At 73.0% G+C, this 22,062-nt stretch carries 19 protein-coding genes; 13 read left to right on the forward strand and 6 right to left on the reverse strand.

What is annotated here, in order from left to right; all coding sequences use genetic code 11:
* The first annotated feature begins 39 nt into the window (after positions 1–39).
* Positions 40–693, forward strand: a complete 654-nt coding sequence (locus tag ACYQ0U_RS09260) for an SAM-dependent methyltransferase (protein ID WP_459971919.1) — start codon at positions 40–42, stop codon at positions 691–693.
* A 97-nt stretch (positions 694–790) separates the two neighbouring features.
* Positions 791–1,738 carry a helix-turn-helix transcriptional regulator gene (locus tag ACYQ0U_RS09265; RefSeq protein WP_459971921.1) on the forward strand — a complete coding sequence of 316 codons (948 nt, stop codon included), beginning with the start codon at positions 791–793 and terminating at the stop codon, positions 1,736–1,738.
* Here ACYQ0U_RS09265 and ACYQ0U_RS09270 read toward each other — a convergent pair.
* Complete coding sequence (locus tag ACYQ0U_RS09270; protein WP_459971924.1) at positions 1,711–2,973, reverse strand: MFS transporter; 1,263 nt, start codon at positions 2,971–2,973, stop codon at positions 1,711–1,713. The two genes, ACYQ0U_RS09265 and ACYQ0U_RS09270, sit on opposite strands and share 28 nt — an antisense overlap.
* A gap of 68 nt (positions 2,974–3,041) precedes the next feature.
* Here ACYQ0U_RS09270 and ACYQ0U_RS09275 point away from each other — a divergent pair, with 68 nt between their 5' ends.
* The 3 genes from ACYQ0U_RS09275 to ACYQ0U_RS09285 are packed head-to-tail and all read left to right on the forward strand — an operon-like array spanning position 3,042 to position 5,279.
* Complete coding sequence (locus ACYQ0U_RS09275; protein ID WP_459971927.1) at positions 3,042–3,602, forward strand: helix-turn-helix domain-containing protein; 561 nt, start codon at positions 3,042–3,044, stop codon at positions 3,600–3,602.
* The gene (locus ACYQ0U_RS09280) at positions 3,602–3,937 is read left to right on the forward strand and encodes a sterol carrier family protein (protein WP_459971929.1); all 336 of its coding nucleotides are present in this window, start codon (positions 3,602–3,604) and stop codon (positions 3,935–3,937) included. Before ACYQ0U_RS09275 ends, ACYQ0U_RS09280 begins: the two co-directional genes overlap by 1 nt.
* Positions 3,938–3,947: 10 nt before the next feature.
* A complete protein-coding gene (locus ACYQ0U_RS09285) occupies positions 3,948–5,279 on the forward strand; it encodes a dipeptidase (RefSeq protein ID WP_459971931.1) in 1,332 nt (443 codons plus the stop codon).
* Positions 5,280–5,365: 86 nt separating this feature from the next.
* Here ACYQ0U_RS09285 and ACYQ0U_RS09290 read toward each other — a convergent pair whose 3' ends face one another.
* Complete coding sequence (locus ACYQ0U_RS09290) at positions 5,366–7,147, reverse strand: sensor histidine kinase (RefSeq protein ID WP_459971933.1); 1,782 nt, start codon at positions 7,145–7,147, stop codon at positions 5,366–5,368.
* 143 nt (positions 7,148–7,290) lie between these two features.
* Here ACYQ0U_RS09290 and purF point away from each other — a divergent pair, with 143 nt between their 5' ends.
* The 3 genes from purF to ACYQ0U_RS09305 all read left to right on the forward strand — a co-directional run bounded on the left by purF (position 7,291) and on the right by ACYQ0U_RS09305 (position 10,239).
* Positions 7,291–8,835 (forward strand): amidophosphoribosyltransferase, encoded by a 1,545-nt coding sequence (gene purF, locus ACYQ0U_RS09295; protein WP_459971937.1) that lies wholly within the window; start codon positions 7,291–7,293, stop codon positions 8,833–8,835.
* Positions 8,836–8,842: 7 nt separating this feature from the next.
* Positions 8,843–9,916 carry a phosphoribosylformylglycinamidine cyclo-ligase gene (gene purM, locus ACYQ0U_RS09300; RefSeq protein ID WP_459971939.1) on the forward strand — a complete coding sequence of 358 codons (1,074 nt, stop codon included), beginning with the start codon at positions 8,843–8,845 and terminating at the stop codon, positions 9,914–9,916.
* A gap of 134 nt (positions 9,917–10,050) precedes the next feature.
* Positions 10,051–10,239, forward strand: coding sequence for a DUF3073 domain-containing protein (locus ACYQ0U_RS09305; protein ID WP_459971941.1), 189 nt, complete (start codon positions 10,051–10,053; stop codon positions 10,237–10,239).
* Between the two features lie 64 nt (positions 10,240–10,303).
* Here ACYQ0U_RS09305 and ACYQ0U_RS09310 read toward each other — a convergent pair whose 3' ends face one another.
* The 4 genes from ACYQ0U_RS09310 to ACYQ0U_RS09325 form a co-directional block, all read right to left on the reverse strand.
* On the reverse strand, positions 10,304–11,404 hold the full coding sequence (locus tag ACYQ0U_RS09310) for a Glu/Leu/Phe/Val family dehydrogenase (RefSeq protein WP_459971943.1): 1,101 nt from the start codon (positions 11,402–11,404) through the stop codon (positions 10,304–10,306).
* A 77-nt stretch (positions 11,405–11,481) separates the two neighbouring features.
* Entirely contained in the window at positions 11,482–12,738 is a 1,257-nt protein-coding gene (locus tag ACYQ0U_RS09315; RefSeq protein ID WP_459971945.1) for a hypothetical protein, read from the reverse strand.
* The gene (locus tag ACYQ0U_RS09320) at positions 12,716–15,034 is read right to left on the reverse strand and encodes an ATP-binding protein (RefSeq protein ID WP_459971947.1); all 2,319 of its coding nucleotides are present in this window, start codon (positions 15,032–15,034) and stop codon (positions 12,716–12,718) included. Before ACYQ0U_RS09320 ends, ACYQ0U_RS09315 begins: the two co-directional genes overlap by 23 nt.
* A 10-nt stretch (positions 15,035–15,044) precedes the next feature.
* Positions 15,045–15,701 (reverse strand): HNH endonuclease family protein, encoded by a 657-nt coding sequence (locus tag ACYQ0U_RS09325; RefSeq protein WP_459971949.1) that lies wholly within the window; start codon positions 15,699–15,701, stop codon positions 15,045–15,047.
* Positions 15,702–15,718: 17 nt separating this feature from the next.
* Here ACYQ0U_RS09325 and ACYQ0U_RS09330 point away from each other — a divergent pair, with 17 nt between their 5' ends.
* From ACYQ0U_RS09330 to ACYQ0U_RS09350, 5 genes are all read left to right on the forward strand, one after another.
* Positions 15,719–16,801: an LLM class flavin-dependent oxidoreductase gene (locus ACYQ0U_RS09330; RefSeq protein ID WP_459971952.1), complete on the forward strand. Its 1,083-nt coding sequence runs from the start codon at positions 15,719–15,721 to the stop codon at positions 16,799–16,801.
* Between the two features lie 168 nt (positions 16,802–16,969).
* Positions 16,970–19,240 (forward strand): DUF6351 family protein, encoded by a 2,271-nt coding sequence (locus ACYQ0U_RS09335; protein WP_459971956.1) that lies wholly within the window; start codon positions 16,970–16,972, stop codon positions 19,238–19,240.
* A 206-nt stretch (positions 19,241–19,446) separates the two neighbouring features.
* Positions 19,447–19,848: a DUF1360 domain-containing protein gene (locus ACYQ0U_RS09340; protein ID WP_459971959.1), complete on the forward strand. Its 402-nt coding sequence runs from the start codon at positions 19,447–19,449 to the stop codon at positions 19,846–19,848.
* Between the two features lie 43 nt (positions 19,849–19,891).
* Positions 19,892–20,275 carry a hypothetical protein gene (locus ACYQ0U_RS09345; protein ID WP_459971962.1) on the forward strand — a complete coding sequence of 128 codons (384 nt, stop codon included), beginning with the start codon at positions 19,892–19,894 and terminating at the stop codon, positions 20,273–20,275.
* A 120-nt stretch (positions 20,276–20,395) separates the two neighbouring features.
* Entirely contained in the window at positions 20,396–22,039 is a 1,644-nt protein-coding gene (locus tag ACYQ0U_RS09350) for an alpha/beta hydrolase (protein WP_459971964.1), read from the forward strand.
* The last annotated feature ends 23 nt before the right edge of the window (positions 22,040–22,062 follow it).

Consider the following 22,062-nt stretch of genomic DNA (forward strand, 5'->3'; position numbering starts at 1 on the left):
ATGTTGTCGGTCGGCGTACGCCTCCCGCACGCTGGGCGCATGAGCCACAGCCACAGCCACGAGGTCACCCCCGAGATGTTCGAGCAGCCGTCCTGGGACGAGCGGTACGGCGGCACGGACCGCGTCTGGAGCGGCCGGCCGAACGCCGTGCTCGTGACGGAGGCCGCCGACCTCGCGCCGGGGCGGGCGCTCGACGTGGGCTGCGGCGAGGGTGGCGACGCGATCTGGCTGGCCGAGCGTGGGTGGCAGGTCACGGCGATCGACTTCTCCGAGGCCGGCCTGGCCCGCGCCGCCGAGCATGCGGCCGAGCGCGGGGTCGCCGACCGGGTCGAGTGGCGGCACGCGGACCTGCGCACCTGGACCGCGCCCGCGGGCGAGCAGTGGGACCTGGTCACCTCGTGCTTCCTGCACCTGCTCGGCGACGGCATGCTCCGCGCGACCGGCGAGATGGCGGCGGCGGTCGCCCCGGGCGGCACCCTGCTCGTGGCGGGCCACCACCCCGACGACGCCCACACCGGCCTGCGGTGGTCGATGCCCGGGGTGCTCTTCACCGCCGACGAGCTCGCCCCCGCCCTCGACCCGGCCCAGTTCGCCGTCCGCGCCGAGTCCCGCCGCCGCACTGAGACCCGTGACGGCCAGGAGCATGTCGTGACCGACGCGGTGGTGGTGGCGCGCCGCCGGGATACTCCCTGACGGGATCGGGGTCGACACGCCGGGCGGGACCCCCGGATCGTCAGGGACTATCCCAAAGAGGCCAGAACCTGACCGCAACCCGGCGTACCGTCGAGGCGTGAACACCAGCGCCCGGATGCTGCGGCTGCTGTCGCTGCTCCAGACCCACCGGTACTGGCCGGGGGGCGAGCTGTCGGACCGGCTCGAGGTCAGCCCGCGCACGCTGCGGCGCGACATCGACCGGCTGCGCGAGCTCGGATACACCGTCGACGCGGTGCGCGGGGTGGCCGGGGGCTACCAGCTGCGCGCCGGGACCGAGCTGCCGCCGCTGCTGCTCGAGGACGACGAGGCGGTGGCGATCGCGGTGGCGCTGCGCACGGCCACGACGAGCGGCGAGGACACCGCGCTCCAGGCGCTGACCAAGGTGATCGCGCTGATGCCGCCACGGCTACGGCGCCGCATGGACGCGCTGCGCTCGCAGACCGACGGGGTGCCCTGGGCCGGCGGGCCCGCGGTCGACCCGAGCGTCCTGACCGCGCTCGCGCAGGCCTGCCGCGACGACGAGCCGGTGGCGTTCGACTACACCGCGCGCGACGGTGCCCCGACGCAGCGCCGGGTCGAGCCGCACCGGCTGGTGGCGATGGGCCGCCGCTGGTACCTCGTCGCCTACGACCGCGACCGTCAGGACTGGCGCTCGTTCCGGGTCGACCGGATCTCGGCCGTGCGGCAGAGCGGCCAGCGGTTCCGGGCCCACGTGCTGCCGGCCCCCGACGCGCCGTCCTTCGTCGAGGCGGGGATCAGGCGGATGGCGCACCGCTACGAGGTGCGCTTCCGCCTCGCGCTGCCGGCCGCCGCCGTCGAGGCCGACATCGGCCGTTGGGCCACGGTCACGCCGGACGGCGACGGCTGCCGTGTGGTGATGCCGACCGACTCCCTCGACTGGCCGCTGATGGTGCTGGCCCGGACGGAGGCGGAGTTCACCGTGGACGGCCCGCCCGAGCTGCTCGCGGCGCTCGCCGGTGCCGCCACGAGGTTCGCTCAGGCCGCCGGCACGAGCGCCTCGTAGCGCTCCCACGCCGCCGGCCTCGGGACCGCCCGCACCGACCGGGAGAACGTCGGGACGCAGGCGACGAGCGCGGTGAGGGCGCCCAGCGCCAGGATCGTCGCCGCCCCACCGACCGCGGTTAGCAGCAGGCCGGCGAGCAGCGGCGCGAACGGCATCGCGGAGATCGCGGCGAACTGCGCGGTCGACTGCACCCGGCCGACGAGCGCGGGTGGGGTGATCGCGATCCGGTAGGAGCCGATGCCGGCGTTGCCGGCCGGGTTGAGCAGCATGCCGAGGCCGAGCGCGGCGGCGACGACCAGCGGCTCGTTCCACATCGCCATCGGCACCACGAGCGGCAGGAACGACCAGGCGATCACGACCGTCAGGCGCCCGGTGGGGGTCCGCTCGATCAGCCATGGCGCGACCACCGCGCCGATGATCCCGGCCAGGCCGGCCACGGCCTCGACGAGGCCGATGTGCCAGGCGGCGAAGCCGCCCTCGATCAGCCGCAGCACGGCCGCGAAGAACAGCGCGTTCACGGCCAGGTTCGACAGCGCGCTCCACACCATCAGCACTCGGAAGAACGGCCGCGACCACACGAACCGCACGCCCTCGGCGAGCTCGCGCAGCGGACGTCGCCGCGCTCCGTCGTCCGCTCCCGGGGCCGCCGTGGGGGACAGGTCGGTCCGCAGCCGCCCGAGCAGCACCCAGGACACCGCGAACGTCACCGCGTCGAAGGCGAACGGCAGCCATTTCGTGATCGCGAACAGCACGCCGCCGAGCGGTGCGGAGATCAGCGACGCGACATGGAGGCGGGCCTGGTTCTGGCTGAGCGCGGTCGGCAGCTCCTCGGCGGAGACGACCGTGCGGACCGCGGAGATCTCGGCGGGCATGAACACGCCCGCGCCGATGCCGGTCAGCAGCGCCACGACGAGGAGGTGCGGCACGGTGAGCGACCCGGCGATGCCGGCGGCCGCGAGCGAGGCGTAGGACAGCACGCCGGTGCCGCTGGCGACCCGCATGATCCGGCGGCGGTCGTAGCGGTCGGCGAGCACGCCCGCCGGGAGCAGCGCCCCGGCCAGGCCGAGCAGGTGCACCGCCTCGGTCGCCGCCGCGAGCAGCGCGGACCCGGTGAGCAGGTAGGCGACCAACGGGAAGACGAACAGCGTCATCCGGCTGCCGATCTCGGAGACCGTCTGCCCGATCCACAGCGCCGTGAAGTCGTGGTTGCGGGCGAGCGATCGGTACGACGACATATCCGCAACATAACGTGCGCAATGTATGTTGCGCAATGATGCGTGCGGAACTTGGCTAGACTGCCGTCATGGCGACGTACGACGACCCGCGGATGCTCCGCGCGATCGCCCACCCCACACGCAACCGGATCCTCGGCGAGCTGTCCGCGGCCGGCACGCTCCGCGCCGCCGACATCGCGCGGCTCATCGACGTGCCCGCCAACCAGGCGAGCTTCCACCTGCGCCAGCTGGCCAAGTACGGCCTGGTCGAGGAGGCACCGGACGAGGCCCGCGACCGGCGCGACCGGGTCTGGCGGCTGGCCGACGACGACGGGATGAGCTTCCGCACCCGCGACATGATCGAGCAGCCGGGGGGCCGTGCGGCGTACGCCGTCTTCCAGCGCAACGCCGTCGCCTGGGGCCAGCACCTGGTCGAGCGGGCGCTCGACGTCGAGAACGACCGGCACAAGAGCGTGTCGGAGTACGCCCTCCGCCTCACCCCCGAGGAGTCCGACGAGCTGATGCGCGAGATCGACGAGCTCGTCGAGCGGTGGCGCAAGCGCACCCAGGGCGCCGACGGGGACCGGCTCACCTACTCCGTCTACCAGCTGATCCAGCCGCTCCCCGGCCCGGGGGAGCAGGAGGACTGATGCCCGCCCGCCTCCGCATCGCCTCGCCCGACCAGGTCGCGGCCGCGCACGCCAGCGGCGACCTGAAGCTGCTCACCAAGCACTTCATGGCCGTGCTCGAGCAGCGCGCGCCCGGCCACTCGGTCGAGGTCCGGGTCCCGCCGTACGCCGCCGTGCAGGTCATCCCCGGCGTCCGCCACACGCGCGGCACGCCCCCGGCGGTGGTCGAGATGGACGCCGCCACGTGGGTCGCGCTCGCGACCGGCGAGCTCGCCTGGCACGACGCCGAACGGTCCGCGCAGGTGCGCGCGAGCGGCGAGCGGGCCGACCTCTCGCCGTACCTCCCGCTGACATAAGTTGGAGTCCATGAGCGACATGCGCGACCGCGTCCAGGCCGTCCTCCCCGGTGTCCGCAAGGACCTCGAGGACCTCGTCCGGATCGAGTCGGTCAGCGCCGACCCCGAGCGCCTCAGTGAGGTCGAGCGCAGCGCGGAGAAGACCGCGGAGCTGCTCGCGGCCGAGGGCGTCGACGTCGAGATCGTCCGGGCGTTCGACGGCGCACCGCCCGCCGTGATCGGCGAGAAGCGCGGGCCGGAGGGCGCGCCGACCGTGCTGCTCTACGCGCACCACGATGTCCAGCCCGAGAACGACCACGCGGACTGGGACTCGCCCCCGTGGGAGCCGACCGAGCGCGACGGCCGGCTCTTCGGCCGCGGGGCCGCCGACGACAAGGCCGGGATCATGGCGCACGTCGGCGCGCTGCGCGTGTTCGGCGACGACCTGCCGGTCACGGTGCGCTTCTTCATCGAGGGGGAGGAGGAGGTCGGCTCCGACACCCTCGTCGAGCTGCTCGGCCAGTACCAGCAGCGCCTCGCGGCGGACGTCATCGTCATCGCCGACTCCGGCAACTGGGACATCGGCGTGCCCGCGCTGACCACGAGCCTGCGCGGGCTGGTGCGCGTCGACATCGAGGTCCGCACGCTCACCCACGCGGTCCACTCCGGCATGTGGGGCGGGCTCGTGCCCGACGCCGTGATGACGCTGGCCCGCCTCCTCAGCACCCTCCACGACGAGCGCGGCAACGTCGCCGTCGCCGGCCTGCACGCCGGCCCGGCCGCCGACGTCGAGTACCCCGAGGAGCGGCTCCGCGCCGAGTCCGGCGCCCAGCCCGGTGTCGAGTGGATCGGCGACGGCTCCACGGTCGAGCGCCTCTGGACCAGGCCCGCGCTGAGCATCACCGGCCTCGACGCCCCGAAGGTCGCCGGCGCCAGCAACACCCTCGTCCCGGCCGCCCGCGCCCGCATCTCGATGCGCATCGCCCCCGGCGACACCACCGCCAACGCCACCGAGCGCCTCATCGAGCACCTCGAGGCCCACGTGCCGTGGGGCGCGACCCTCACCCACACGGTCGTCGACACCGGCGAGGCCACCCGGATCGACGCCACCGGGCCGGCGTACGACGCCGCGCGCGCCGCGTTCGCCGAGGCGTGGGACGGCACCGAGCCGGTCGACATGGGCGTGGGCGGGTCGATCCCGTTCATCGCCGAGTTCCTCCGGGCGTTCCCGGAGGCGAGCGTGCTCGTCACCGGCGTCGAGGACCCGGACACCCGCGCGCACGGGGCGAACGAGGGCCTGCACCTGGCCGAGTTCGAGCGGGTCGTGCTCGCCGAGGCGCTGCTCCTGCGGAACCTGGGCTGATTCCGGGCTGATCTCGTCGCACCTACACCCGCATCCGGAGGCGATCGCCCAGGGCGAGCGCGCCATGTGAGTGAGCCGCGGGCGCGTCAGGCCTGCGGGAGGAAGACGCGGAAGGTGCTCCCCGCGCCGAGCTCGGACTCGATCTCGAGCCGGCCGTGGTGGCGGGCCACGACCCGGCGCACGATCGCCAGCCCCAGGCCCGTCCCCGGCTCCGCGACGGCCTCCGGGTTGGAGGAGCGGAAGAACTCGGTCCCGAGCCTGGCGAGGTCGGCGTCGGAGATGCCGATGCCCTGGTCGGCCACGGTGAGGACCACCTGGCCGCCGTCCGCGCGCGCGACGGCGATGTCGACCGCGCCGTCGCTGGGGGTGTACTTGACAGCGTTGCTGACCAGGTTCGCGCACACCCGGTCGAGCTCGAAGGTGTCGCCGAGGGCGAGAACCTCCTCGTCGGGTACGGCGGCGCGCACGGTCACGCCCTTCTGCGACGCGGTCACCGACACGAGGTCGACCACCTCGTCGACGATCTTGCGGAGGTCGACGGGCAGGGGGATGAGCGGGTTCTCGACGTCGCCGACCTTCGAGAGCAGCAGGAGGTCGTCGATCACGCGCACCATCCGGCGGGCGCCGCGGTCCATCGCGTGGAGGGAGTTCATCGTGGTGACGGAGAGGTCCGGCGACGACTCCAGCATCTCGAGGTAGCCCAGCACCGAGGTGAGCGGGTTCTTCAGCTCGTGGGCGACGGTCGCGATCAGCTGGCCCTTGTAGGTGTCGAGCTCCTGGAGCTCCTCGACCAGCTGGTGCTCCCGCTCGAACGTGCGGGCGTTGAGGATCGCGTGCCCGAGGTCGTGGCCGATGTCCAGCGCGGTGGTCGCCTCGGCCTCCGTCCACTCCGAGGCGCCCTCGAGCCGGGTGAGCACCAGGTTGCCCAGGCACTCGGGTCCGGCGCCGAGCGGCGTGAACAGCAGCGAGCCGACGCCGATGTCGTCGATGAAGGCGAGGATCAGCTCGCCCTCCTCACGCGTGATCGTCGGGCCGAAGGGCAGCCCGGGCGCCACCACGACCGCCGCCTGCTGCTCCCAGGCGAGGCGAGCGGCCCGGTCGGCGATCTCGACCATGGCCGGGCTGAGCGAGACCTGGTGCCCGGCGGCGGAGTAGACCGCGCCGTGCCCGTCGTGGTCGAAGGTCTGCAGCCACATGCCGGCGGCGTTGAAGCCGTCGACCAGCGCCGCGGTGCAGTCCTCCAGGATCCGGTCGAGGCTGAGCTGGGCGGTCGCCTTGCGGACGATCCCCCGGGCCGCCTCGGCCATCCGTACCTTGTCCGCGAGCTGTTCGCGCTCGAGCGCCACGATCACCGACTGACGGGCCTGCTCGGCGTACGTGTTGAGGACCGCGCGCTGCCCCTCGCCCGGCCGGCGCCCGTCGCCGGGGATGTCGATCACGAGGGTCCCGCGCAGCGCGCCCTCGTGGTCGTAGAGCGGGGCGATCAGCAGGTCGAGCGGGTGCCACGCGTCCGGTGCGTCGATCGGGTCGATGTCGGGGACCCAGCCGCACTGGTCGCCGGCGCGGGGGCCGAGACGGTCGTGCGGCACGAAGCGGAACAGCCCCCAGTCGTCGGCCTTGGCGATCTCGCGCAACAGCTGGTCGACCGGGGTACGACGGCCACGGAGCGAGTCGCGGGCCTCCTCGTTCCCGGCGACCGCCACCACCTCGAGCTTGCCGTCGGCGCGGACCACGCTGATCGCGGCGATGCCGAACCCGGCGACCTGGGTCACGCCCTCCGCGATCAGCTGGAGGGCGTCACGGGAGGGCGCGTCCGACCAGCTGGCCGAACCGCTGGTCGTCGCGGGGCCAGGGGCGCTCTGCGACATCGATCCTCGTCTGGGTGGGGGCTCGCCAACGTACGTCGGCGACTTCGAGCACGATCTGAACCCTTCCTACCCACGGGAGATTCCCTTTGCACCCCGCGGACGGGATTGGGACGCGTCCCACACGGCCCCGTAGACTTGGCGACGTGCCGTTCCAGAGCAGCCCCCGCAAGGGTGGCGACGGTCGGTTGACCGCGGCCCTCGATCCCCACGAGCAGGGACCCCAGGACGCCTGTGGCGTCTTCGGCGTCTGGGCCCCGGGGGAGGACGTGGCGAAGCTGACCTACTTCGGTCTGTACGCCCTCCAGCACCGCGGCCAGGAGTCCGCCGGAATCGCGGTCAGCAACGGCCGCCAGATCCTGGTCTACAAGGACATGGGCCTGGTCTCGCAGGTCTTCGACGAGTCGACGCTGGAGTCGCTCAAGGGGCACCTCGCCATCGGCCACAGCCGCTACTCCACGACCGGTGCGAGCACCTGGCAGAACGCCCAGCCGACGTTCCGCCCGACCGCGGACGGCTCGATCGCCCTCGGCCACAACGGCAACCTGATCAACACCGCCGAGCTCCGGCAGATGGTCGTCGACCTCCCGGGTCCCGACGACGAGCTCGAGCTGCACACCCGCCCGGCCGAGGAGTCGACCAACGACACCAGCCTGGTCACCGCCCTGTTCGCCCACCACCCGGACACCTCGCTCGAGCAGCGGGCGATGGAGGTGCTCCCGCAGCTGCGCGGCGCCTTCTGCTTCGTGTGGATGAACGAGGACACCCTGTACGCCGCCCGCGACCCCCAGGGCATCCGGCCGCTCGTCCTGGGGCGGCTCGAGCGCGGCTGGGTGGTCGCGAGCGAGGACGCGGCCCTCGTCACCGTCGGCGCCAGCGTGGTCCGCGAGGTCGAGCCCGGCGAGATGATCGTCATCGACGAGAACGGCCTGCGGTCCCACCGGTTCGCCGAGCCGGCGCCCAAGGGCTGCGTGTTCGAGTACGTCTACCTCGCCCGCCCCGACGCCACCATCAGCGGCCGTAACGTGCACGAGGCGCGGGTCGAGATGGGACGCCGGCTGGCCCGCGAGTTCCCGGTCGAGGCCGACCTGGTCATGCCGGTGCCCGAGTCCGGCACCCCGGCGGCGTCCGGCTACGCCGCCGAGAGCGGCATCCCGTTCGGCCAGGGCTTCGTGAAGAACGCCTACGTCGGCCGCACCTTCATCCAGCCCAGCCAGACCCTGCGCCAGCTCGGCATCCGGCTGAAGCTGAACGCGCTCGAGCACATGATCCGCGGCAAGCGGGTCGTGGTCGTCGACGACTCGATCGTCCGCGGCAACACCCAGCGCGCCCAGGTCCGGATGCTCCGCGAGGCGGGCGCCCTCGAGGTGCACGTCCGGATCTCCAGTCCGCCGGTGAAGTGGCCCTGCTTCTACGGCATCGACTTCGCCACCCGGGCCGAGCTGATCGCCAACGGCCTCGACGTCGACGAGATCGCCGCCAGCGTGGGCGCCGACAGCCTGGGCTACATCTCGCTCGAGGGCATGATCGAAGCCACGGGCCAGCCCGACGAGCGGCTGTGCAAGGCATGCTTCACCGGCGAGTACCCGATCGCCCTCCCCGACGAGAGCCTGCTCGGCAAGCACCTCCTCGAGTCCTCGATCCAGGCGCCGACGTACGGCAAGGCGCTGCCTGTTCTCAACAACCCGTAGGAGTTCCGTGTCCGAGGCTGGTTCTGGAAACGCGTACGCCGCCGCCGGGGTCTCGATCGAGGCCGGCGACAAGGCCGTCGAGCTGATGAAGGTCTGGATCGACAAGGCCCGGCGCCCGGAGATGATCGGCGGGATCGGCGGCTTCGCCGGACTGTTCGACGCGTCCGCGCTCAAGGCGTACGACCGGCCGCTGCTGGCCACCTCCGCGGACGGCGTCGGGACCAAGGTCGCGGTGGCGCAGGCGCTGGACAAGCACGACACGATCGGCTTCGACCTCGTCGGCATGCTCGTCGACGACCTGGTCGTCTGCGGCGCCGAGCCGCTGTTCCTCACCGACTACATCGCCACCGGCCGGGTCGTCCCCGAGCGGATCGCCGCGATCGTCAAGGGCATCGCCGAGGCCTGCGTGGTCGCCGGCTGCGCGCTGCTCGGCGGCGAGACCGCGGAGCACCCGGGCCTGCTCGGCGAGGACGAGTACGACGTCGCCGGCTCCACCACCGGCGTCGTGGAGGCCGACCGGCTCCTGGGGCCCGGCCGGGTCCGCCCGGGCGACGCGGTGATCGCGATGGAGTCCTCCGGCCTCCACTCCAACGGCTACTCCCTCGTTCGCCACGTCCTGCTCCGCACCGCCGGCTGGGAGCTGGACCGCCACGTCGACGAGCTCGGCCGCACGCTCGGCGAGGAGCTCCTCGAGCCGACCCGGATCTACGCCAAGGCGTGCCTGGCGCTCGCCGACCGCACCCGCACGCACGCGATGTCGCACATCACCGGCGGCGGCCTGGCCGCGAACCTCGAGCGGGTGCTGCCCGTCGAGCTCGCCGCCACCGTCGACCGCGCGACCTGGACCCCGCAGCCGATCTTCGACCTGGTCCGCCGGGTCGGAGACGTCCCGCAGCCCGACCTCGAGATGACGCTGAACTGCGGCGTCGGGATGGTCGCGCTGACCGACCCCGAGGACGCCGACGCGGCCGTCGCCGTGCTCGCCGGCCACGGCGTCCGGGCCTGGGTCGCCGGCGAGGTCACCCCGGCCCGCGACCGCGGCGGAGCGGTCGAGCTGGTCAATCAGCACCCCGGCTGGTGAGCCCCTGGTGAGATTCCCGCGATCCGATGTGCGGGAACAGCCACCCAACAGGTAGCGTTGGGGCCACGAGAACTCTTTGAGACAGCCCGGGCCGCCACAGTGCGCCCGGCCGAGTGTGCGAGGGGGCTGACCCTATGGGGCGCGGCCGAGCAAAAGCCAAGCAGACGAAGGTCGCCCGCGACCTGAAGTACCGCACGCATGAGACGGACTTCGGGGCGTTGGCCAACGAGCTGCACGGGCAGAGCCCGAAGGACGACACCGACCAGCTCGAGCCGGAAGAGCTCGAGAAGTGGTCGGACTACTCCGACTCCTCGCGCGACTGACCCGCGGCTGACGCGCGTTCCCGGGTTCCGGCTGCTGACAGCCGAAACCCGCGCGCGTGTCACGTCACCCTCGCGGCAGCCACATCCCGCGCAGCCGGCCGACCTCGCGCATGCGACGCTCGGCCAGGCGATCCGCGGCGATGGCCGGCGGTACGCCGTCGGACGCGGCGAGGTCGAAGACCCGGAGCGTGGTCTCGAAGATGCCGGTCGCGCGCTGCTGCGCGCGCTCGAAGGAGAAGCCCGCGAGCTCGTCGGCGACCTGGATCAGGCCACCGGCGTTGACGCAGTAGTCGGGCGCGTAGAGGATGCCGCGCTCCTCGAGCATCTTCTCGACGCCCGGGTGCGCGAGCTGGTTGTTCGCGGCGCCGCAGACGACCGTGGCGGTCAGCGTCTCGACGACCTCGTCGGTGAGCGCGTTGCCGAGCGCGCAGGGCGCGTAGACGTCGAGCCGCCCTGAGACCAGGGCCGCGGTCGTCGGGACGACCTGCACGTCCGGGAGCTCGTCGCGGACCAGCTCGATCGCCGCCGCGTCGACGTCGGTGACGACGACCTGGGCGCCGGCCTCGACGAGGTGGCGGACCAGGTGGTGGCCGACCTTGCCGACGCCGGCGACGCCGACCGTGCGGCCCTCGAGCGACGGGCCGCCCCAGGCGACGGTCGCGGCCGCGCGCATGCCCTGGAACACGCCGTACGCCGTGAGCACCGAGCTGTCGCCCGCGCCGCCGTGGGCGACGGTGCGGCCGGTGACGTACGAGCACTCGCGCGCGATCTCGTCCATGTCGACCGAGAACGTGCCGACGTCGCAGGCGGTGTAGTAGCGGCCGCCGAGCGACTGCACGTGCCGGCCGTAGGCGCGCAGCAGCGCCTCGGACTTCTGGGTCGCCGGGTCGCCGATGATGACCGCCTTGCCGCCACCGAGGTCGAGGCCCGCGAGCGCGGCCTTGTAGGACATGCCGCGCGAGAGGTTGAGGACGTCCTGCACCGCGTCCGCGGTGGAGGCGTAGGGGTGGAAGCGGGTGCCGCCGAGGGCCGGGCCCAGGGCGGTCGAGTGGATCGCGATCACGGCCCTGAGGCCGGTGGCCGGGTCGCTCGCGAAGACGACCTGCTCGTGCTCGGAGCCCAGCTCGAAGACGTCGGCCGGGGCGGTGGACGTGGCGGTGGACATGGATGGTCCTGCTTTCCGTGGTCGGCCGCGGGGTGTGCGGCGGGGAGGGCGCGACAGGGGTGGCGTCGTGCTCTACGTCACAGGGTAGGACGCCCGACCGGGCGCAGGAAAACCACGTCTCCGTGCGTGCCGTAGCCCGGGAGCCGGCCCCCGCTGCGCCGGCCGTTGAAGGCGACGATCAGCCACGAGTCGCCGTCCGGCACGAGCGTGGGCCACGGGATGTTGGAGGGGTACGGCGCGGCGAGCTCGCCGGTCTCACGGAGGTCGAGGTCGAGCACGGGCCAACGCCGGGCCACGCCGTCGCTGGCCAGCACCCGCCACGCCCCGTCGAGACGCACGAGCGTCGTGCCCTCGGTCTGGGTGCCGGCCCCGGCCGCCCGCAGCGACAGGTCGTCGAGCGCCGGCCCGGACGCGAGGACCGGGTGGAACGTGAAGTAGCGGGTCGCGCTGACGTAGCCGACCAGCCAGCCGTCGTCGGTGCGGGCCAGGTGCGGGTCCCAGACGCCGACCGACCGCAGGCCGTCGGTGGGCAGCGCGAGCGGCGCGGTGTCGAGCAGGTGCACCCCGCTCAGCAGGTCCGCGTCCGTCGCGGCGAGCGTGGCCGCCACCGGCCGCTCCCGCGCGTCGAAGTCGCCCCAGGTGCTGGTCGCCACCAGCCAGCGGTCGCCGTCGCTCCCCGGGTCACGCAGCACGTGGGTCGCGTGGTCGCCGTACGCCCCCGGCTTGTCGGGCCGTCGGAAGAACACGTCGGACAGGTGGGTCAGCGTCAGCGTGCGCGGCTCGACCTCCCACAGGGACGTGTGCGCGGTGTCGAAGAACCCTGGCCCGGCGCTGGTCGCGGACAGCACGACCCGGCCCTCGGGTGCGCCGTCGACCAGGCGCAGGTCGCGCAGCCCGAGCTGTCCGAACCGGCCGGCCACGGGTGCGTCGGCGGCGAGTGCGGCGAGCCAGTGTTCGTCGTGGGTGGCGACGCGGTCGCGCAGGTCGACCCGGGCGCGGGCCGTCCAGGCCCCGGGCCCGCGGGTGAGCACGGTCAGGTGCGTCCCGGTCAGGGTGAGCCCGACCTCGCGCACCGGTCCGTCCGGCTTCGCCATCCGCCGCGACCGGTGCCGGGTGGTCGTGCGGCCAGCGGTCACCTCGAGCCACGCCCTGCTCCCGTCGTACCGCGCGACCAGCCGGTCGCCGCCCGAGGTGAGCGCGAGGTCGCCGGGGCCGGTCAGCGCGACGTACGGCGCCACCACCTCGGCCAGCGAGGAGCCGGGCACGACGAGGTCGACCGGCCGCCGGCGGGCCACGACCTCGAAGCGGAGATCAGTGACGGTCGGACGTCGCACGCTGCAGTGCCTCGACGGCGACGTCGACCTCGGCGGTGAGCTCCGCCATCAACGGCTCGGACCCCGCGGTGGAGCCGGCGTTGCCGAGCGACTCCAGCTCCTGGGCCACCCGCGCGACGCGGGGCAGGCCCAGGTTCAGGGCACTGCCCTTGACCAGGTGCGCGGCGCTGAGCAGCCCGTGCGCGTCGTCGCGGTCCATCGCGTCGCGGATCGTCAGGAGCTGGTCGAGGACGGCGACGTCGAACGGCTGTCCCGAGCGCGCCGCCTCGCGCAGCGTGGCCAGGCCCTCGTCGGCGTCGGGGACCGCGACCGGCTGCATCGCCCAGTGCTCGAGCTGCTCGCCGAGGATCATCCGGTTGGCGGCGTGGTCGAAGCGGGCGGTGAACGAGAACCTGCTGCCCCGGCCGAGCTCGCTCTCCACCCAGATCTCCCCGCCGAGGGCCTCCACGAGCTGCCGCGAGATCGCGAGCCCCAGGCCGGTCCCGCCGTGCCGGCGGGTCGTGGACCGGTCGGCCTGGGTGAAGGCGTCGAACAGCCGCTCGCGCGCGTCGGACGCGATCCCGACGCCGGTGCCGGTGACGTCGACCCGGAGCACCACGTCGGCCGGCGTACGCTCCTCCACGCGGACCTGGATGGCGACCTCGCCGCGGTCGGTGAACCTCACGGCGTTCGAGCCGAGGTTGGTCACCACCTGGCCGAAGCGGACCGAGTCGCCGCGCACCGCGCCCGGTACGTCGGGTGCGCAGCCGGTCACGAGCTCGAGCCCCTGGCCGTGGGCCGGCCCGCTGAGCACGCCCGCGACCTGGTCGAGCACCTCGCGGACGTCGAAGTCGGCGGCCTCGAGCTCGAGCTTGCCGGCCTCGATCTTGGACAGGTCGAGGATGTCGTTGATGATCGCCAGCAGCGTCAGACCGGCACTCTGGAGGTTCTCGGCGAGCTTGCGCTGGTGGTCGTCGAGCGGCGTGCGCAGCAGCAGGTCGGTGAGACCGATGACGCCGTTCATCGGCGTGCGGATCTCGTGGCTCATCGTGGCGAGGAACTCCGACTTCAGCCGGGATGCCTCCATCGCGTCGTCGCGGGCCTCGGCGAGCTGCGCCGCGGTCCACTCGCGCTCCGCGACGACGCCGAGGGCGTGGGCGATCTGCGCCAGGAGCTGGTGGGACTGCTCGTCGGGCGCGACCTCGTCGGCCAGCAGCTCGACCACGCAGACGACGTGACGCCCGAGGCGCACCGGCATCGCCACGAGGCTGTGGGTCTCGGCGCACGCCGACGGCGTCCCGACCGTCACCTCGCCCGAGGCGCGGGCCTGCTCCGCGAGCCGGGGGTCGGGCGCGACCGTGGTCGCCGCACCCCGCAGGTCGAGCAGCTCCGGTCCGCCGTCCCAGTCGTAGAGGAAGGCCGCGATCGCCACCCATCGGGTGTGCTCCGGCACGCCGGCCCCGGCCACGAGCAGGGCCTCGCGGAGGCTGGTGGCCTGGTTGGCCGCCGTCGCCATCTGCTGGAGCAGATAGAGCCGTCGCGTCGCCTCGTGGGCCTGCTCCTCGGAGCTCCGCATCTCGGTGATGTCCTGGGCGGTGCCGCTCATCCGGATGGTGGAGCCGTCGGGGCCCCGCTCGATGATCCCGCGGCTGCGGATCCAGCGCACCTCGCCGTCCGGCCGGACGGCGCGGTGGTCGAAGGAGTACTCCACGCCCAGCTCCGCGGCCTCCTCGATGACCTGGCGGGCGACGTCCCGGTCCTCGGGGTGCACGCGCTCGAGGTAGTCGGCGTAGGTCACCGGGAGGCCCTGGGGGACGCGGAAGATGCGGCAGAGCTCGTCGGACCAGGTGATCCGGTCCTCGGCGACCTCCCACGACCAGCTGCCCACGTGGGCGATCCGCTGCGCGGTCGCGAGCTGCCCCTCTCGCTGGGCCAGCGCGTCGAGCAGCTCCTTGCGCTCGGTGTCCGGGGTGATCCGGTGGAGCCAGCCGGTCCGCCGGCCGTCCTCGATGACCGGCACGTAGCTGACCCGCCCCCACACCGTCGTACCGTCGGGGCGGACGAAGAACGAGTCGAAGTCGTGGCGTGCCTCGCCGGAGGCGACCATCTCGTGGAGGTGCCGGCGGAACTGGCCGCGGCCCTCCTCGTCGAGGGTGTCGAACACGGAGAGGCCGACCATCTCCTCGGGCGTGCGCCCGAGGATCTCGGCCATCCGGGCGTTGGCCCAAGTGGTCGTGCCCTCGTCGTCGAACACCCACAGCGCGTCCGGGACCAGGGCGAACAGCAGACGGGCGAGGTCGCCGTCGTCCGTGCTCATGCCACCCTTCCTACCCTGTCCCCCCACCTCTCATCGGCAGAACGGGCTCGAAGGTGAGGCGCTTGTTGCGGCAGTCACGGGCGAGGTCGACGAGCGCGGTCCGCTCGGCGGGGTCGACCGCGAGGTCCCACCGCAGCTTGACGACCGTCCAGTGCCGGACGTACCGGCACCCCCGGAGCTCCGGCAGCCACGCGGCGACGTCGCGATCGCCCTTGGACTGGTTCACGTTGTCGGTGACGGCCACCAGGCTGCGCGGGTCGCCGAGGTCGTTCGCGTAGCGCTCGCGGGTGTCGTCGTCCCACGCGCGGGCGCCGGAGTCCCAGGCCTCCTTGAGCGGCACCATGTGGTCGATGTCGACGTCGGAGGCCTGGGTCCAGGTCTCCCCGTCGTACCAGGAGAACCACTCGCCGGTCGTCACCGTGCAGCCGCTGATCCGCACCCGGGACTCGACGAGCAGGACCTCCTCGCGGGTGTCCTGGCAGTCGCCGTCGGCGTCGACCCAGTGCTCGAACAGGTCGCGGTCGTAGCCGGTCGGCGTCTCCTCGGCCTGCGGCAGCGCGCGCACGGCGGCCCGGAGCCGCATGGTCTCCTGCGCGCTGGCCGACCCGGGCGCGGCTCCGAGGAGCAGCGCGACCGAGAGGACCAGGAGGAGCACGCGACGGACCATTCGTCGATGATGGCGCAATGGACTTCTCCGCGCTCGGCACCCCCCTCGATCCGACCTTCGGCCTCGACACCTTCGGCGACGTGGCGCTCGGCCCCGACGGCGAGCCGCTGCCCCAGGCCGAGGCGGTCCGGCAGGTCGTCGCCGAGGCCGAGCTCGCGGACGCGGTCGGGCTGGACTTCTTCGGCGTCGGCGAGCACCACCGCCCGGACTTCTCGATCAGCGCGCCCGACGTGGTGCTGGCCGCCATCGCCGGCCGCACCCGCCGGATCCGCCTCGGTACGTCGGTGACCGTGCTGTCCTCCGACGACCCGATCCGGGTGATGCAGCGCTTCGCCACCCTCGACGCGGTGTCGCGGGGCCGGGCCGAGGTGACGTTGGGCCGGGGCTCGTTCACGGAGTCGTTCCCGCTGTTCGGTCTCTCCCTCGACGACTACGAGCGGCTGTTCTCCGAGAAGCTCGACCTGTTCGCCCAGCTGCTGAAGGAGGAGCCGGTCACCTGGGAGGGCTCGGTCCGGCCCCCGCTCGAGGACATCCGGGTCTACCCGCACACCGAGCACGGCCTCGCGGCGTGGGTGGGCGTCGGCGGCACCCCGGAGTCGGTGGTCCGCGCGGCGTCGTACGGCCTCCCGCTGGTGATCGCCGTGATCGGCGGGTCGCCCGAGCAGTTCGAGCCCCTGGTCGACCTCTACCACCGCGCCCTGAAGCACTACGGTCACGAGACCCGGCCGATCTCGATGCACAGCCCCGGCCACGTCGCGGCGACCGACGAGCTCGCGCGCGAGCAGATGTACCCGCACCAGGCGGCCGCGTTCACGAGGATCGGCCGCGAGCGCGGCTGGGGTCCCTACTCGCGGATCCAGTTCGAGCAGAGCGCGAGCCCCCAGGGCGCGCTGTTCGTCGGCTCGCCCGAGACGGTCGCGACCAAGATCGCCTGGGCGATGCGGACGCTCGGGCTGTCGCGGTTCCAGCTCAAGTACGCCGTCGGCACGCTGCCCCACGAGGAGCGGCTCGAGTCGATCCGGCTCTACGGCACCCAGGTGGTGCCGCGGGTGCGGGAGATCCTCGGAGTTGGCGGAGTTGGCGGAGGTGGCCAGGGCTAGCGACGATGGCGGGGCGTCCGGCCGGCGCAATTGCGCCGGATGGGCAGTGCGCCCGACGTCTCCGTCGCTCATCCGGCGCAATTGCGCGGTTCGGGCGATGGGCCGGGAACGCCACGGCCGGACGGGAGTCCGCGAGTGACCAGCGCGTAGCACTCTCGTTGAGGAGGCATGCGCAACCGGCTCCTCCTCCTGCTGGCGCTCCTGGCGCCGCTCCTCGCCGTCGTCCCGGGCGGCCCGTCGACGGCTGAGGCCAAGCCGCGCGGTGCCCTGGTCGTCGAGGTGCTCTCGAACCGCGCCGACCTCGTCTCCGGCGGCGACGTGCTCGTCGCGGTCGACCTGCCGCGCGGCGTCAAGGCGGGACAGGTGACGGTGACCGCCGGCGGGCGCGACGTCACCCGGCGCTTCGCCGTACGCGAGGACGGGCGGTTCCTCGGGCTGGTCACCGGCCTCGACCTCGGCCGCACGGTGCTGAGGGCGACCGCGCCCCGCGCCACCGCCGGCCGCGCGGTGGTGGTCAACCACCCGAACGGCGGTCCGGTCTTCTCCGGGCCGCAGCACGCGTACTACCGCTGCCAGGCGACCGCGGTCGACGAGCAGTGCAACGAGCCGGCGTCCTACGACTTCCTCTACAAGTCCTCGAACCCGACGTCGCCGGGCCTCCAGCCCTACGACCCGCGGAACCCGCCGTCGGACGTCGCGACCACCACCACCGACGAGGGCGTCGAGGTGCCGTTCGTCGTCCGGCGCGAGCAGGGCTTCCAGGACCGCGACCGCTACACGATCCTCACGCTCTTCCAGCCCGGTCAGCGGTGGCGCGCGTGGTCGCCGCAGGAGCAGTGGAACCACAAGCTGCTCGTCACCCACGGCGGCGGCTGCGGTGCGTCGTACGCCCCGGGCACCCCGCCGCTCGCCGACTACTCCGGCACGCTCGAGGACGCCCCGGCGGTCACGCCGAGCTACGTCACGGCGCTCGGCCAGGGCTTCGCGGTGCTGTCCACCGCGCTCGACAACACCGGCCACAACTGCTCGGTCGCGATGAACGCCGAGTCGGTGCTGATGGCCAAGGAGCGCCTCGTGGAGCGGTACGGCGAGCTGCGCTACACCATCGGCACCGGCTGCTCCGGCGGCTCGATCGCCCAGCACACCGTCGCGAACGCCTACCCGGGGATCTACCAGGGCCTGATCACCAGCTGCTCTTACCCGGACACGTTCACCGCCGGCGCGCAGTTCGCCGACTACCACCTGCTGCGGCTCTACTTCGAGGACCCGTCGCGCTGGGCGCCCGGCGTCGCGTGGCTGCCGACGCAGATGGCGCAGGTCGAGGGCCACGTCTCGCACGTCAACGCCGTCGCCGCCGACGAGGGGCTGTTCAAGGCCGCGCTCGACCCGGAGAACGACTGCTCCGGCACGGTCGACCCGGTCGCCGGCGACCCGTCGACCCGCTACGACTCCGAGATCAACCCCGGCGGCGTCCGCTGCTCGGTGCTCGACCTGCTGGTCAACCAGCTCGGCCCGCGGCCGGAGCCGGTGTGGACGCCGCAGGAGAAGGCGGCGGGCCGGGGCTTCGGCGGCATCCCGTTCTCGAACGAGGGCGTGCTCTACGGCCTGTCCGCGCTCGAGTCCGGCGCGATCACGCCGGCCCAGTTCGTCGACCTCAACGTCAAGGTCGGCGGCCTCGACGTCGACTCCGGCCCGACGCCCGAGCGGATCGCGGGTGACCCGACCGCGATCGCGAACGCCTACCGCACCGGTCTCGTCAACGAGGCCAACCACCTCGACGAGGTCGCGATCATCAACCACGGCGGCCCCGACCCGGGCATCGCCCACGACTACGCCCACGCCTTCTGGACCCACGAGCGGCTGCTGGCCGACCAGGGCCACGCCGACAACCGGGTGATGTGGTTCGGGCCGACCCCGCTCATCGGCGACGTGGACTGGGCCAACGAGGCGCTCGACGCCATGGACAGCTGGCTCGCCGCCGTCGAGGCGGACCCGAGCTCGGCCCCGCTCGCGGACAAGATCGTCGCCGACCGGCCGGCCGACGTCACCGACCGCTGCGTCGTCGGCCAGGCCGAGGACGCCTGCGACGTCGAGGAGCTCCAGGTCCTCCAGACCCGGCTCTCCACGCCGCGCCAGGAGGCCGGCGGCCCGGTCGCCAACGACAACGTCGCCTGCGACCTGTTGCCCCTCGTCCGCGACGACTTCACCCAGCCCGTCCCCTTCACCGACGAGGAGTGGGCGACGCTCGAGTCGGTCTTCCCGGACGGCGTCTGCGACTGGTCGGCCCCCGGTCGGGGCCAGGGCCCCGCCGAGACGTGGCTGCGCTACGACACCTCGGCCGGCGGTCCGGCGTACGGCGGCCGCAACCTGCCCGCCGTGCCCGCCCACTCCGCGGGCGGACTGACCGGCCCGGCCTTCCAGGAGGCCCTGCGCCGTTGAGTTGGGCCCTGTTCCCCGTCGAGTCGGGGGTCGTGCCCCGTTGAGTCGGGGGTTGTTGCTCGGAACCGCGCAGCCGGTGTGGTTCCTGCCACTGCTGAGGTGGTGCATCCTCGCGTTCTGAGCGGGAACTGGCGCCGCATGCGCAGCTACGACCCCGACGGCGACGTGGACCTCCACGGGTTCCCGGCAGCCTCGCCGTCTACGCGGTGACCACCGCGACGTTCGCCGGCCTCACCCGGCTCTCCGGGCACACCCTCCCGGCGGCGTACCTCACCCGCGACCTGCTCATCGGTGGCGTCGCCGCGCACAAGTTCAGCCGGCTGATCTCACGGGGCGCGGTGACCAGCCCGCTCCGGGCGCCGTTCACGGAGTTCGAGGGCCCGGCCGGTGCGTCCGAGCACCACGAGTCGGCCCGCGGCGACCACGGCGTCCGGCACACCATCGGCGAGCTGCTGACCTGCCCGTTCTGCATGGACGTGTGGGTCGGGACGGCGTACGTCGGGGCGCTCCAGGTCGCCCCGCGCGCCGCCCGCGCCTGGGCCGCGGTGTTCGCGGTCACCGCGGTCTCGGACTTCCTCCAGCACGCCTACGCGCGCCTGCGCGGCTGACCGCCCCTTGACGCGACCCGGGGCGGCGGGGAAACGTGCGCCCATGGAGCGCGAGCCGCACGAGAACGTCGCGACCGTCCTGGTCGACCCCGGCGTGCTGTCCCAGCTCGAGGTGCACCTGATGTCCCTCGACCTGCGGCTCTGGCCGATCGCGACCGCGCCCATCTGCTCCGACGGCCCGCGCCGGGCCTTCCAGACGCGCCGCCGGATGCTGATGGCCAGGCGCGGCTCCTGGGACGAGGCCGCCGAGTGGACGCCGGTGTGGATCTCCTTCGGCGAGAGCTGGTACGACGGCGCCGACCCGCTCCCGTGGAGCGCGCACCAGACGCTCTACCGCACGCTCGAGCAGTACGCCGACCACGTCCGCTACCGTCTCGGGTTGGGCGGCGTCCCGCGCCTCGAGGTGCTGCGGGAGCGCTCGGCCTGACGGTCCGGGAGACCGCCGAATACCCAACCTGGGGTAGATACTCCGGGCCCCGCCGAGTGGTTGGTTTGCTGGGGGCGACGCCGTCGCCTTCGTTCACGGACCTCTCGGGAGGGACCCTCGATGATGAGAATCGCCAGTCTGGTCGCCGCCGCCGCCCTCGTGGGCTCGGGCATCGCGACCGTCGGTGCCGACGCGGCGCCAGCAGCACACCGAGCCGGCTCGGATCCCGGCTCGCACCATGCTTCGACGCACTACACCCCACCGCCGATCCAGTGGGGCGAGTGCCCCACCACCAGCCTGCAGGATGCCGGCGCCACCTGCGGGATGCTCGTGGTGCCGCTCGACTACTCGCGACCGAAGGGCACCAAGATCCAGCTCGCGGTGTCCCGGATCGAGCACACGACCTCCGACGCCGACGCCCAGGGCGTCATGCTCGTCAACCCGGGCGGCCCGGGCGGATCGGGGCTCGAGTTCGCCCGGCTCGGTGCCTTCGTGCCGAACGGCGGCGGCACACCCTACGACTGGATCGGCTTCGACCCTCGCGGCGTCGGCCGTAGCGTGCCGTCGCTGACCTGCGACGGCGACTACTTCGCACCCGGCCGTCCGGCGTACGTCCCGGAGACGCAGGCGATCAAGACCTTCTGGTTCGCCAAGACGCGGCAGTACCAGCGGGACTGCACAGCGGCCGGCGGCGCGTTCCTGAAGCACACCCGCACCGTGGACTGGGCGATGGACATGGAGAGCCTCCGGAAGGCGCTCGACGCCCGCAAGATCAACTACTACGGCTTCTCCTACGGCACCTACCTCGGCCAGGTCTACGCGACCCTCTTCCCCCACCGGGTCCGGCGGTTCGTCTTCGACGGTGTCGTGAACCCCGAGGACGTCTGGTGGCAGGCCAACCTCGAGCAGGACAAGCAGTTCGACAAGAACATCGACACGTACTTCGACTGGGTCGCCGAGAACGACGACACCTACCACCTCGGGACCGACGGTGACGCAGTGCGCGCGATCTACTACGACGTGCTCGACCAGTTGACCACCCATCCGGAGCCGAACTTCGGCGCGGCCGACTGGAACGACGTCTTCGTCGGTGCCGCGTACTACGTGTACGGCTGGGACGACATCGCCCACGTGCTGGTCGCGGCCGCCGACGGTGACCTCGGCCCGGCCAAGGCGTACTACGGCGACCCGACCGGCCCCGGCGCGGACAACTCCTACGCCATGTACCTGGCCGTCGAGTGCACGGACGCCCCCTGGCCGCGCAAGTGGAAGGTGTGGCAGCGCACGAACGACCGGATCCATGCCTTCGCGCCGTTCCTGACCTGGAACAACGCCTGGTTCAACGCGCCCTGCCGGACCTGGACGGCGCCTCCGGGCAGGCCGGTGGACGTCAGGGGGAAGCACGTCCCGCCGATCCTCCTGATCGCCGAGACCCACGACGCGGCGACGCCGTTCGAGGGTGCTCTCGAGGTGCGCAAGCGGTTCCCCCGCTCGAGGCTGATCGAGGGTGTGGGCGGTACGACGCACTCCGGCTCGCTCTCGGGCGTCGCGTGCGTGGACGACCGGATCGCCGACTACCTGCTCACCGGCGAGCTGCCGCCGCGGAAGCCGGGGCGGCACCGGTCCGACGTGCGGTGTGAGCCGGTCCCGCCGCCGGACCCGACGCCGGTCCTGGCCAAGGCCGAGCGGCTGGACAGCACGCTGACCGACGACAACCTCGGCCGGCTGCGGGATCAGCTCGCGGACGCGATCAGGCCTCACTGAGGACGGGCGACCAGCACGGCGAT

Source organism: Nocardioides pyridinolyticus (assembly GCF_054653575.1).